Origin of the sequence: Duganella sp. FT27W, assembly GCF_009295655.1 — a bacterium.
Taxonomy (GTDB): Bacteria; Pseudomonadota; Gammaproteobacteria; order Burkholderiales; family Burkholderiaceae_D; genus Rugamonas; species Rugamonas zoogloeoides.
This window is the reverse complement of record NZ_WHIV01000002.1, coordinates 996,862-1,009,858: the sequence shown is the minus strand read 5'-3', so window position 1 is coordinate 1,009,858 and position 12,997 is coordinate 996,862. Positions and strand designations below refer to the sequence as shown.

The window sequence follows — 12,997 nt, the reverse complement described above, 5'->3', positions numbered from 1 at the left end:
CCAACGCCGCCCCTTCGCATTTGTCTTGTTTAGCGAAATCAATTATAGGCGTATTGCAATCGAGAATTCAGCGTCCATCGCGCATTTGTGCGCGCAAAGACACACTATGGCGACGGCGCGCAACAGGTTGGCAGGTGCTCAACTGGTGCTCAACTGGTACTCAGTTGCTGCAGCAGGTACAGGCGCTGGTACAGGCCGCCCTCGATCTGCATCAGCTCCTCGTGCGGGCCGGTCTCGGTAATGCGGCCGTGATTGAGCACGATGATGCGATCGGCATCGCGGATGGTGGACAGGCGGTGCGCAATCGCGATCACCGTCACCTTGCCGCGCAATTCGTCGAGCGCCACCTGCACCACCTGCTCGGTCTGCGAATCGATGTGCGACGTCGCTTCGTCGAGCAGCAGGATGCGCGGCTGGCCAGCCAGCGCGCGGGCAATGGCAATGAGCTGCTTCTGGCCCACGGCCAGGCGCGAGCCGCCTTCGCCCAGCTCGGTGTCGTAACCGCGGTCGAGCGCCATGATGAAGTTGTGCGCGTGCGCGGCCCGTGCTGCCGTCTCGATCTGCGCCTGCGTGAGGCCGCGCCCCATGTCGATATTGTCGCGCGCGGACGCCGCCAGCAGGAACGGGTCCTGCGGCACGAGGCCCACTTCGGCGCGGAAGCGTTCGTTGTCGATGTCGTCGAGCGCCACGCCGTGCAAGGTGATGCTGCCGTGCGGCGCGGGATAAAAGCGCAGCAGCAGCGAGAGCAGGGTGGACTTGCCGCTGCCGGTATGGCCCACGATGCCGATAAAGGCGCCGGCGGGGATTTCCAGCGACAGGTCGTGCAGCACCGGCTGGCCGGGGTTGTAGGCGAAGTCCAGGTGACGGATGGCCACCGCTGGCTGCGGCCCCGACGAGCTTTGGTCGGCTGCGGCAGCCTGGCCGATGGCAGCAGCAGTGTGCTCCTTGGCTTCTGCCTCGTCGAGCAGCGTGGCCACGCGGGCGCTGGCCACCACGGCCTGCTGCAACTGGCTGAACTGCATGGTGATCTGGATCAGCGGCTCGATCACGCGCGCCAGGTAGCTGATGAACGCATACAGCACGCCCACCTCGGTGGCGGTCATCTGGCGCTGGCCGAACACGAAGATGACGACCGCCAGCAGGATCACGTTGAACAGGTCGAGCGCAGGTCGCAGCAGCCAGGCGTTGGCGCGCAGCTCGGCCTGGCGCGCCGTGTAGTGGGCCTGGTTGGTGGCGGCAAAGCGGTCGCTGAAGCGCTGCTGCGCATTGTTCGCCTGCAGTACGCTCATGCCGCCGATCGACTCGGCCATCTGGCCGTTGATGTCGCTGCGCAGCGCACGTGCGCGGGTGACGGCCGGCGCGCTCCACCGCTGGTACAGGAACACGATGACCAGCACCGCCGGCAGCAGCGCCAGCACCATGCCCATCAGGCGCACGTCGAGCCAGGCCATGGCGGCTATCGTCCCCACCAGCACGATGGTGCTGTCGAGGATGACGAACAGCACCTGGATGTACAGGTTTTTTACGGCCTCGGTATCGTTGGTCACGCGCGAGACCAGCTGGCCGGTGATGGCGCGATCGAAGAACGACATCGGCAGCAGCAGCACGTGGGTATACACCATTTCGCGCAGGCGCATTACCGAGCGCATGGCCAGGCCGGACAGGCGCACCAGTTGCAGGTAGCGCAGGCCGCTGGCGATCCAGCCGGATAGCAGCAGGCCGGCCAGCAGCAGGGCCATGCGCGGCCAGTCCAGGTGGTGCGGCAGCAGGTGTTCGTCGATCAGCGCCTTGCCCATGATGGGGCCCATCACTTCGAACAGGGCGGCCAGCATCAGCCACAGCACGGCCCAGCCCAGGTGGTGCTGGTCGGGGCGGGCGGCGCGCCGCAGGAGCGAGAAGGCCTGGCGCGTCTGGGCGCCGATCGAGGTGGTGTCGGGTTTGGTGAGCATGGAATCAGGCGGCATCGAGCGAGGCCTCCAGTTGTTGATAACGCCACTGGCTGGCATACCAGCCGTCCTGCGCCAGCAGTTGTTCGTGGCTGCCGGACTCGCTGATGCGGCCGTCGCGCAGCACCAGAATCAGGTCGGCATTGACCACTGCGCTCAGGCGGTGACTGGCAATCACCGCGCTGCGGCCCGCGCGCGCCTGGCGCAGTTCTTCCAGGTGTTCGAGGATGCGCGTCTCGGTGCCGGTATCGACCGCCGACAAGGCGTCGTCGAGCAGCAGCAGGTCGTTATCGGCCAGCAGCGCGCGGGCAATTGCCACGCGCTGGCGCTGGCCGCCGGAGAGCGTGATGCCTTTTTCGCCCACCTCGGTCTCATAGCCCTGCGCAAATTTCAGGATGTCGTCGTGCACCGCTGCCAGGTTGGCCGCGTGCTCCACCTGCGCGCGCGTGGCCTGCGGGCGTGCCAGCGCGATATTGTCGGCGATCGACGCCGAAAACAGGAACGACTCCTGCGGCACCCAGCTGATACCGGCGCGCAGCGTGTGCAGCGTATATTGGTCGAGCGCGTGGCCGTTCCACGTCACCGTACCTGCCTGCGGCGTGAGCTGGCGCATCAGCACCCGCAGCAGGGTGGACTTGCCGCTGCCGGTCGGTCCCACCAGGCCCAGGGTCTGGCCCGGTGCCAGCGTGAGCGAGATGTCCTGCAACGCGGCCACCGACTGGTCGGCATACGCATAGCGCACGTGATCGAGCACCAGCGCGCCGGGGGCGATGGCGGTGAGCGTGCCATGGTCGTCGATGGCCAGCGGCGCAGCGAGCATCGGCTGCAGGCGCTGCCAGGCGGCGCGTCCGCGTTCGATCAGCGACAGCACCCAGCCGGCGGCGAACATCGGCCAGATCAACTGGCCCAGGTACATGGTAAACGCGGTGAGCGAACCGATGGTGAGCTGGTCGTGCCACACCAGGTAACCGCCCAGGCCCAGCGTGAGCGTGCTGGCGGCAGCCAATGTGAGGCCCACGGCCGGTTCGTACGCCGCCTCCCACACCTGCGCGCGCAAGCTGGCGTCCGATGCGCGCTGCGCCAGTTCGGAGAACTGTTTGGCGCTGCGCTGTTCCAGGCCCAGCGCGCGCAGGGTGCGCACGCCCGACAAGGTTTCCTGCACATGGTCGTTCAGGTCCGAGAAGCGCTTGAGCGAATCGGTGGACGCGGTGTGGATGTGGCCCGAGATATACCAGAACGCCCACGCCATCAGCGGGAACGGCAGCAGCGCGATGCAGGCCAGGCGCCAGTCCACGCCGAGCAGCATCACGCCCAGCACCATCACCAGGGTGAGGGCGCCGTCGAAGCCGGCCAGCATCGCTTCGCCGGCCACCATTTCGATGGCGTCGATATCGTTGGTGGCCAGCGCCATCAGGTCGCCGGTGCGCTGGCGCTGGTAAAAGGCGGAGCCCTGTTCGGATAAACGGGCGTACAGGCGCGTGCGCAGCGACACGCCGAGTTTATAGGCGGCGCCGAACAGCAGCTGGCGCCACGCCACGCGCAGGAAATAAATCGCGAGGCCGATCAACAGCAGCGAACCGATTTCCAGCAGCAGGGCGTCGCCGGACAGGGTGTGGGCGGCCAGCCCGTCGATCATGGCGCCGACCTTGCGCGGCACCCAGATACTGAGCGCGGCCACGCCCGCCAGCATCAGGCCGGACAGGGCATAGGCGCGCTTGTGCTGGCGGATGAAACCGCCCAGCAGCGCGGAGAGAGTAGACATGTTGCCTCGGTAGCGTTGGGGCTGGCAGCGTACTGCCAGCGCGTAGTCCGCTAGGATACAGCAAGGCAAGCGATCGGGTGGGCGCACGGTCCGAATCGGGATCCGGCGGAGTCCTTTTTCACGGGATCCGGCAGAGCCCTTTCAGGAGGCTATTGGAGCCGTTCGGCAACCTAATCGGGAACCTTTCGGGAACCCGTTCGGGAACCGTTCGGGAACCTCTTTGAGGCGCTGTCGCGACAACGTTCGGGAGCCCGAGGGGGCATCCGAACGACGTGGCGCCAGGGGGAGTGTATGGGGGGGCTTGGCAGGCAGTGATTGCCGGTGGCGCTGACTGCTTTTACTTCTTGTGTTTACCGGCAGGCGCGTCGGCGGGCTTGGCTTTCGGCGCGATGGTTTTCAGCTTGGAAGTCTTGGTATCGGCAGCCAGCGCGATCGGCTTGGCGGCCGGGAATGCCGGTTTTGCTGCTGCGGGTGGCGCGGTCTCGGTGGCCGGTTTGAGCGCCGGCTGGATGGCTTCCGGCGCGGTGGGGGCGACGGTAGCGGCCAGCGGCTGCGGTGCCAGTTGCGCCGGGGTGTCTGCGACGGCGGGCGCTTCATCCGAATGCACCGCTGCCGACACGGCTGCCTGGATCGTGGTGGCAGGTGGCGCCGTCTGCTCGGTCACGGCGGCGGTCGTTGGTGCGGCTGCAGGGGCAGCAGTAGCGGCTGCGACCGGTGCCGCTGCCCGGGCCGGGGCAGGCTCTGCTGCTGGTGGTACTGCTGCGGTCTCGGTGGGCGTAGCCGCCTGCACTGCCTGGGCCCCCGGTGCTGCCGCTGTTTTAGCAACTTCGGCCACTGGCGTTGCTGCTGTTTTAGCCGCCTCGGCCACCGGTGCCGCCCAAGGTGCAGCCAGTTGCGGCAGGGTAGTGCCTTGGGTGCTCTTGATCAGCTCGGCCTGGGCGCCGCTGGCGATGGCAAACAGTTCGCGGCTATAGGCCAGCAGGCTATCGAGGCCGGTCGGGGTATCGCGGCTGGCGCTGAACAGTTCCTTGGTGTCCTTAATGTCCAGCAGCTTTTTGGCGGCGGCGGACGATTTTTCCACCGACGCCTTGGTCGTGTTGATATGCAGCGCAATCAGCTTTTCCGCGCTGTCGACCGCGGTGTGGGCCAGGCTGTTAAAGATATGGAACTGGGCTTCAAGTTGCGATTTGGTAACGGCGGAAAACTGTTCGGTAATCGAAGACATGGTTTCTCCTGGCGACGGGTCTGTTGCGATGCAATATTGGAACATTCTAGCCACGAACACGGGGCTTGAAAAGTTATTTTTTGTGCTATGGGGATAAAGCGCGCAATAAGAGTGCTTCAAGAGTGCCACATGGAAAAATGCGGTGTCCAGACTTATTATGGCACATTTGATCTATCGCAAATTTAAGTCAGAAATATCGGTTATCGATTACCGCGACGCAACAATTAGTGCAAACCGTTGAAACTGTCTACAATCAACGACATCAACAACTGAGCCGGGGTTCCCATGGATGTGGTCATACGTAACGCCAACCTTGCCGACGGCCAGACCGGCGTCGATATCGCCATCGAACACGGCCGCATTGCTGCCATCGGCCATGCCCTGGCCGTCACTGCCGGGCGCGAGATCGATGCCGGCGGCGACCTGGTCAGCGCGCCGTTCGTCGATGCCCATTTCCACATGGACGCCACGCTCAGCTATGGCCTGCCGCGCGTCAACGCCTCTGGCACGCTGCTCGAAGGCATTGCGCTGTGGGGCGAACTGAAACCCGAGCTGACCCAGCAGGCGCTGGTCGAGCGCGCCTTGCAGTATTGCGACTGGGCGGTGGCGCGCGGCCTGCTGGCGATCCGCTCGCACGTGGACGTCTGCGACGACCGCCTGCTGGCCGTCGAGGCGCTGCTTGACGTCAAGCGCCGGGTGGCGCCGTACCTGGACTTGCAACTGGTGGCGTTTCCGCAGGACGGCGTGCTGCGCAGTCCTACCGCGTTCGCCAACCTCAAGCGGGCAATTGCCATGGGCGTCGACGTGGTGGGCGGCATTCCGCACTTCGAGCGCACCATGGCCGACGGCGCCGAGTCGGTGCGCCTGCTGTGCGAATTCGCCGCCGATAAAGGTTTGCGGGTGGACATGCACTGCGACGAATCGGACGACCCGCTGTCGCGCCACATCGAGACGCTGGCATACCACAGCCACCGGCTGGGCCTGCACGGCCGCGTGACCGGCTCGCACCTGACCTCGATGCACTCGATGGACAATTATTACGTCAGCAAGCTGCTGCCGCTGATCCGCGAGGGCGGGGTGGCGGCGATAGCCAATCCGCTCATCAACATCACCCTGCAGGGCCGCCACGACAGCTACCCCAAGCGGCGCGGCATGACGCGGGTGCCGGAAATGCTGGCCGCCGGCATCGACGTCGCCTTCGGCCACGACTGCGTGATGGACCCGTGGTACAGCCTCGGTTCCGGCGACATGCTGGAAGTGGCGCACATGGGCTTGCACGTGGCGCAGATGACGGGACAGGACGCGATGCGCGCCTGCTTCACGGCCGTGACCGACACTCCGGCCCGCATCCTCGGCCTGGATGGCTATGGCATAGCGGTCGGCTGCCATGCCGACCTGGTGCTGCTCGATGCGGCCGACCCGGTGGAAGCGATCCGCCTGCGTGCGGCGCGCCGACTGGTGATGCGGCGCGGCCAGATCGTGGCCGAGTCGCCGCGCGCGCAGGCCCGGTTGAGCTTGCCGGGACGTCCGGAAGGCGTCGATTTCCGCCTGACCCGATAGTGGGCGCGGCGGCGGTGCGCTGGACTTGCCAGCAGAAATCCATGACAATCAAACACCGACGCCATCGCATGGAGCTGTCTTGAAAGAAATCGCGATCCGCCCCGCCACGGAAGCCGACTTTGGCGCCATGTGGGCTATCTTCCAGGAACTGATCGCCACCGGCGACACCTATTATTTTGCCGCCGACACCAGCCGCGACGATTGCCACGCCTATTGGTTCGGCCCCGGCATCGAGAGCTTTGTGGCCGAACTCAACGGCGACCGCCTGCTTGGCATGTACCGCCTCACCGCCAACCAGCGCGACCGTGGCGCCCACGTGGCCAACGCCTCGTTCATGGTGGGGCCGGCGGCGCAGGGCGTGGGGGTGGGCACCATGCTGGGGCGCGACTGCCTGGCGCGGGCACGCCGGCACGGCTACCTGGCGATGCAATTCAACTACGTGGTCAGTTCCAATGTCGCGGCCGTGCTGCTGTGGAAAAAGCTGGGCTTTGCCATCGTCGGCACGCTGCCGCGCGCCTATTACCACCAGTACCTGGGCTATGTCGATGTGTACGTGATGTACCAGTTGCTGGAAGATCCCTCGCACTGGCCCGACGCATGATGATCCTGGAGACGGCGCGCCTGCGCCTGCGCACGGTCGAGACCGACGATGCCGCGTTCTATTACGCGCTGGTCAACGACCCCACCTGGCTTGAATTCATCGGCGACAAGGGCATCCGCAGCATCGAGCAGGCCCGCACCGCCCTCATCGACGGCCCGCTGGCGATGCAGCAACGCCTCGGCTATTCGCTATACATCATGGAGCGCAAGGAAGATGGCCAGGCCCTGGGCATGTGCGGCCTGATCCGACGCGATTTCCTGCCCGATGTCGATATCGGCTACGCCATCCGCCCCGAGCATTTCGGGCGCGGCTACACCTACGAGGCGGCCCAGGCAGTGTTGCAACTGGCGCGCGGACCGCTCGGCATTACCCGCGTGCTGGGCCTGACCGCGCCGGGCAACGTCAACTCGATCCGGCTGTTAAACAAGCTCGGGCTGCGGTTTCAGGAAATAAAGTTGTTACCGCCGGGAGATCGGCCGACGAATATTTATGCGATTGATTTCCCATCTTGACAGACGCATATCAGTGTGGTTTTTGACGCCGATAGCGCCTCTCGGGTAGAGCTTTGGAGCAATAATTCGGCGTACTTATTTGCTAACGATGGTAAAATGGTCGCGATTGACTGCTGAAGTTTGTTAAAAATCAAAGCCGTCCGTGAAACTCGTGGTCCGCTCATGTATTATGCGGGCGGCGCGTGCACCGGAGAGCGGTATCACGTGATCACACATACCAGAAGATGGGCGCCATGCTTCTCTTTGGTTCGAATTCCACCTCCAGCTTGCTCGGCTCCTGATCTACAAGGAAGTAGCGAATTAGGAGTATTTTTTTGGGTAGTTGGACTTGTTAAGCGCGCTTAGAAAATCGGTTAAATATACTTGGTGTGGCTGCCTGATCCTCGCAGGGCAGAACAGCTTCGCCGCGACGCCGGGCAACAACGGCCAGTCGGGGTATATCAATACGCCCAGCGCAGTGGTCGAGGCCGATGGCACGTTCAGTGTCGGTTACAGCTACGACAGCCCGTATGGACAGTTGTGGGTTACTTCCACCATCCTTCCCGCCTTGCAGGTCACGGGCCGCTATGTCTCCATCACGGGCGTTCCTGCCTTCCCCGGTGCGCCCGATGCCCAGTACGGCGCCGGCTACGGCCGCTACAAGGACAAAGTCATCGACGGCAAGGTCCAGCTCTGGAAAGAAGAAGGCTGGCGGCCTGCGGTAGCCTTGGGTGCGAGTGATGTGTTTGGCACCGAGTTGTTCAAAAGTCAGTATGTGGTTGCCACCAAGACCCTTGGTGATGCCAAAAATGTCGAGTTCAGTCTTGGCTATGGCACCAAGCGTATCGACGGCACCTTTGCCGGCGTGCGCTGGACATCGATCGATCACCCGCGCTGGTCGGTGGTGGGCGAATATAACTCGATCGATTACAACAAGGATTATCTCGCCACCCAGACCGGCGCTGCGCAACGCCGCAAAGGCCCCGTGCTCGGAGTTGAATACCGCTGGGGGTGGCTGGGGCTGCAAGCCTCGCGCGGACGCGACAATTTCAGCGTCAATGCCTTTGTCAGTATTCCTTTCGGTGAGCGCGAATACATTCCCAAGATCTACGAGCCGCGGCCATTCGAGGACAAGGATCCGGTACCTGCGCCAACCATTCCCGAATGGCGCGAGGATCCCGGCTACGGCGCCGATCTGGTCAGGGCATTGACTGCCCAGGATTTCAAGAACGTCCGTGTCGGCCTCGGTGGCAATACCCTCAACATCACGCTGACCAACAGCCGTATTTCCAACATGGGCAGGGCGGTTGGCCGGGCTGTACGCACCGCTTTGGCGTTTACGCCAGCCGGTGTGACGACCATCAAGGTCACGTACACCAAGCTGGACCAACCGCTGACGACCTACGAATTCTTCGATTTGCCCAAGTTACAGGAGTACCTGAAGGGCAATATCGACCGTAAGGCGTTCAATGACGTGGTGCTGGTACGTTACCCCAACAATGCCGACGTCATCCGCGACGACCAGCAGAGCTGGCTTTCGGGTTTGATCGACGAACCTGCTGGCGCAGGCGTGGCCGCCGCGCCGCACACGGCAGCCGCAGCGCCGCCAGCGGCTGTCGCCGCGGCGCCAGCTTCGGCATCCGTCACCGGGTCCGCATCTGCGCCTGTCGCTGCCGTCGCGCCGACGCCGGCGGTGTCCGGCAGCCCGGTGCAGAGTGACGGTAAGTTGCGTGTTGCCATGGGGCATGAGGGTGATGTAGTGCAAGTCACTTCCGAGGACAGGGAGAGCAACCGCTTCAAGGTCGCACCCAAGCTCGGCTTTTTCTTCAATGATCCCAGCGGCGCCTTCCGTTACTCGATCTCGGCGGCCGGCAGTTACGACCGCCGCCTTGGCGATGGTCTGTATCTCAACACCGCCGCTAACTTTTCGATCATCGAGACTGTTTCCGGTGTGAAGCAGCCTTCGAACAGCGCGCTGCCGCATGTGCGCACCGATGTTGCCAAATACTTGGGCGAGAGCCGTTTTGCCCTGAGCCGCGTCTTGCTCAACAAGTATGCCAACCCTGCAGAGCGCTGGTATGTGCGTGGCTCGGTCGGCTTGTATGAGGACATGTTCCGTGGGGCTGGCGGGCAAGTGTTGTACCTGCCGAAAAACAGCAATTGGGCGGCCGACTTGTCGGTCGACGCACTGCAACAGCGGGGCTACAGGCGGCTGTTCGACAGCCTCGACTACAAGACTGTGACCGCCATCGCATCGCTGCATTATAAGCTGCCGCGCGGCATCACCGTCACGGCGCGCGCCGGTCGTTTCCTGGCCCGCGACGAAGGTGTCCGCATCGAGTTCAAGCGCCGCTTCCAGTCGGGAATCGAAGTTGGTGCGTGGTACACCCACACCAACGGCAATGACATCACCTCGCCCGGTTCGCCAAGCAAGCCCTACCAGGATCGCGGTATTTTCCTGTCCGTTCCCTTCAACAGCATGTTGCCGATGGATTCGCAAGGCGCTGCCGGCTTCTCGCTCTCGCCGTGGACCCGCGACGTCGGCCAGATGGTGGCGTCGCCAGGTGATCTGTATGACCTGGTCGAGCAGCCTCGCCGCGACATGAATACGTACGATGGTCTCGGTAACTTTGCCGAACGCCCGGACGAGCAGCAACTGCCGGCGGTGACGCCTCCCGATGTGCCGTTTGAAAATCCGCTGCCGGTGGTGCGCGAGCGTATCGATCAGTCGCTCAATGTGCTGCCGGCGCCGCAGCAATGGTTGCAGCCCGCCAGTTTCGCGGTCGCTGCGGTGGTGATATCTGCACTGGCCGATAAGCCGGTCGACCGCCAGATGAAAAAGTACCAGGACAAGAAGGTGCTGCGCGGCATGAACACTTATGGGAACGCGCTGCCTTATGTGCTCGTTGGGGCCGCTGGCGCAGCGTTCGCGCTCGGAGACGACCGGTTGAGCAATACCGGCCTGATCGCCCTGCAATCGATCGCGGCGTCCACCGGGGTGGCGCTGGTCGGCAAGTACGCAGTAGGCCGCGCACGCCCCGAAGACGCTAGGGATACCTGGTCGCGCGTCGATGCCGGCAATTCGCGATCAAACGCGTCGTTCCCCTCCGGTCATTCCGCCGTATCGTTCGCGGCCATCACGCCGTTTGCCAAGGAATACGATGCCCCGTGGCTCTACGGTGTCGCGGCGCTCGGTGCGGCCGGGCGCGTAGCAGGGCGCAAGCATTGGGTCTCGGACACGGTTGCCGGTAGCTTGATTGGTTACGCGGTCGGCAACTGGTTGTGGCATGCCCAGCGCGATCAAAGCAAGGGTGGGTTGTCCATCGTGCCCGGACCGAAGGCCGTCAGTGTGACCTGGCAAAGATCATATTAAGTGTGAATTCATTCACGCCCGAAAAACATTCATATTTACAAAAAAGACGAGCATGAAAAAGCCAACCTTTAAAGCGCAGACGATCTTGAATCGAGTGCTGTTCTCTGTATGCATTCTGTCTGTTACTACGGCTGCGGCCCAAGCGCAGACCACTTCGGAGCGTGACGATGCCATGATCTCGGCGCTGCCATCGGTCGCGGCGTCGCCACTGCCGACGATCAGCAGCGCCCGCAGTGCCCTCCCGCAAGCCCAGGCACAGTCACTGCAGGAAAACCAGGGGATGCGCAATGACCAGGGGATGCGCAATGACCAGGGGATGCGCAATGTGCCGCGTCAACCGCGCAAGCAAGGCGAGTTTGAGAAATACGTCGCCGAGGTCACGAAATCGAAGAGTGTTGCACCGCTGGCTATTTTTGGTATCGATCTGTTCGAGTCCGTACCCACCACGTTCTCGCCCTTGAGCGCCAACCAGGTCAACCAGGATTACGTCATCGGCAGCGGTGATGAGCTGCAGATCCGCGGTTGGGGCATGGTCAACATCGAAGTGACAACCAGGGTCGATCGTTCCGGCGCGGTGTATATTCCGCGCGTGGGATCTGTGAATGTTGCTGGGGTTAAATACCGTGACTTGCAGTCGTACCTGAAGCAGGCGGTGGCCAAGAACTTCACCAACTTCGATCTGGCGGTGAGCATTTCCCAAGTGCGCTCTGTGCAGATTTACGTGGTCGGTCATGCCACCCGTCCCGGTACCTACACACTGAGCGCCATGAGCACGCTGCTCAACGCGCTGTTTACGTCGGGCGGTCCAGACAGCACCGGTTCGATGCGCAATATTGAGGTCAAGCGCGGCGGTAAAGTCGTCACCACGTTCGATATGTATGACATGTTGCTGAGCGGCGACAAATCGCGCGATATTCCATTGCAGGACGGCGACGTCGTCTATGTGCCGCAAGTTGGCCCTCTTGTCGCCTTGACCGGCGATGTCAAGCGTCCAGCGATCTTCGAACTGAAGGGCAAGTCAACCATTGCCGACGCCGTGGAATGGGCCGGTGGCTTGGCCTCGACCACCAGTGACAAGCCTGTCGTGGTCGAGAAGATTGTCGACAACGACTTCAAGGCTGTCGCCACGGTGACCTCTGGAACCTCGAGCCCCAGTCCTGCCCTGGCAGGCGTGCCGCTGATGCCCGCCGATATTATTCGGGTATTTTCGCCCTCGGCCGTGCCTGTGGAGGCGGTGATCAGCAACGAATATGTGCGCTTGAGCGGTGAAGTCAAACAGAGCGGCGCGGTCCGGATTGGCCAAGGCGAAACACTGCGTTCGCTGATTTCACGCATCGGCGTCAACAGCAACGCTTACGTGTTTGCGACCGAGTTATCGCGTGAATCCGTACGTCGTGTGCAACAGGAGAAACTCGACGAGGTGGCGCAGCGTTTCATGCGCGACCTGGAAGTGGGCGCATCGCTGCAGCTGGCTGCCACGACGGACCGCGACGCCATTGCATTGATCAACTCTTCGATCGAGCGCCAGCGTAATGCGGCATTGCGCATGGCATCGGTCAAGGCCAAAGGCCGGATCGTGCTGGAATTGAAGGATGGCGACGCACAGGTGAAAAACTTGCCGGATGTGGCGCTGCGCGATGGCGACAGCATCTACATTCCGCGTCGTCCCGACACGGTGGGCGTACTCGGCGCAGTGGTCCAGCAAAACACGTTCATTTATCGTACTGGCCGTAGCGTCAAAGATTATCTGACGCTGGCGGGCGGGGCCAACCAGACTGCGGATCACTCGCAACTGTATGTGATCCGGGCCGATGGTACGACGGAAAGCAACAGCAACTCCACCTGGTTCGCCAATGTCTACGCCAGCAAGGTCAATCCGGGCGACAGCATTGTGATGCCGGAAGAAATTCCACACGTCTCCTGGACGCAAAGCCTTAAAGAGTGGACTTCCATCTTCTATCAGTTCGGTTTGGGCGCCGCCGGCCTGAAGGTATTGAAAGATTAATGTCTGTTGTCGAAGCGGCGTATTTGCCGCACGG

8 protein-coding genes are annotated in these 12,997 nt (G+C 62.9%); 5 read left to right on the top strand and 3 right to left on the bottom strand.

The window, feature by feature from the left end:
* Positions 1-149: 149 nt before the first annotated feature.
* The 3 genes from F8197_RS10650 to phaP form a co-directional block, all read right to left on the bottom strand.
* Entirely contained in the window at positions 150-1,964 is a 1,815-nt protein-coding gene (locus F8197_RS10650; RefSeq protein WP_227012183.1) for an ABC transporter ATP-binding protein, read from the bottom strand.
* The gene (locus F8197_RS10645) at positions 1,954-3,708 is read right to left on the bottom strand and encodes an ABC transporter ATP-binding protein (protein WP_152881788.1); all 1,755 of its coding nucleotides are present in this window, start codon (positions 3,706-3,708) and stop codon (positions 1,954-1,956) included. Before F8197_RS10645 ends, F8197_RS10650 begins: the two co-directional genes overlap by 11 nt.
* 337 nt (positions 3,709-4,045) lie before the next feature.
* Positions 4,046-4,933: a phasin family protein gene (phaP, locus tag F8197_RS10640; protein ID WP_152881787.1), complete on the bottom strand. Its 888-nt coding sequence runs from the start codon at positions 4,931-4,933 to the stop codon at positions 4,046-4,048.
* Positions 4,934-5,218: 285 nt separating this feature from the next.
* Between phaP and F8197_RS10635 the strand changes: the two genes are divergently transcribed.
* The 5 genes from F8197_RS10635 to F8197_RS10615 all read left to right on the top strand — a co-directional run bounded on the left by F8197_RS10635 (position 5,219) and on the right by F8197_RS10615 (position 12,963).
* A complete protein-coding gene (locus F8197_RS10635) occupies positions 5,219-6,493 on the top strand; it encodes an amidohydrolase family protein (protein WP_152881786.1) in 1,275 nt (424 codons plus the stop codon).
* A 79-nt stretch (positions 6,494-6,572) separates the two neighbouring features.
* Positions 6,573-7,094, top strand: a complete 522-nt coding sequence (locus F8197_RS10630; protein WP_056141095.1) for a GNAT family N-acetyltransferase — start codon at positions 6,573-6,575, stop codon at positions 7,092-7,094.
* Positions 7,091-7,606 (top strand): GNAT family N-acetyltransferase, encoded by a 516-nt coding sequence (locus tag F8197_RS10625; RefSeq protein ID WP_152881785.1) that lies wholly within the window; start codon positions 7,091-7,093, stop codon positions 7,604-7,606. Before F8197_RS10630 ends, F8197_RS10625 begins: the two co-directional genes overlap by 4 nt.
* A gap of 328 nt (positions 7,607-7,934) precedes the next feature.
* A complete protein-coding gene (locus F8197_RS10620; RefSeq protein ID WP_227012182.1) occupies positions 7,935-10,958 on the top strand; it encodes a YjbH domain-containing protein in 3,024 nt (1,007 codons plus the stop codon).
* Between the two features lie 52 nt (positions 10,959-11,010).
* Positions 11,011-12,963: an SLBB domain-containing protein gene (locus tag F8197_RS10615; protein WP_152881784.1), complete on the top strand. Its 1,953-nt coding sequence runs from the start codon at positions 11,011-11,013 to the stop codon at positions 12,961-12,963.
* Positions 12,964-12,997: the final 34 nt, after the last annotated feature.

Coding starts and splice junctions, on each gene's coding strand:
- F8197_RS10645 (WP_152881788.1), bottom strand. CDS start 3,708: ATGTCTACTCTCTCCGCGCTGCTGGGCGGTTTCATCCGCCAGCACAAG.
- F8197_RS10625 (WP_152881785.1), top strand. CDS start 7,091: ATGATGATCCTGGAGACGGCGCGCCTGCGCCTGCGCACGGTCGAGACC.
- F8197_RS10650 (WP_227012183.1), bottom strand. CDS start 1,964: ATGCCGCCTGATTCCATGCTCACCAAACCCGACACCACCTCGATCGGC.
- F8197_RS10635 (WP_152881786.1), top strand. CDS start 5,219: ATGGATGTGGTCATACGTAACGCCAACCTTGCCGACGGCCAGACCGGC.
- F8197_RS10615 (WP_152881784.1), top strand. CDS start 11,011: ATGAAAAAGCCAACCTTTAAAGCGCAGACGATCTTGAATCGAGTGCTG.
- phaP (WP_152881787.1), bottom strand. CDS start 4,933: ATGTCTTCGATTACCGAACAGTTTTCCGCCGTTACCAAATCGCAACTT.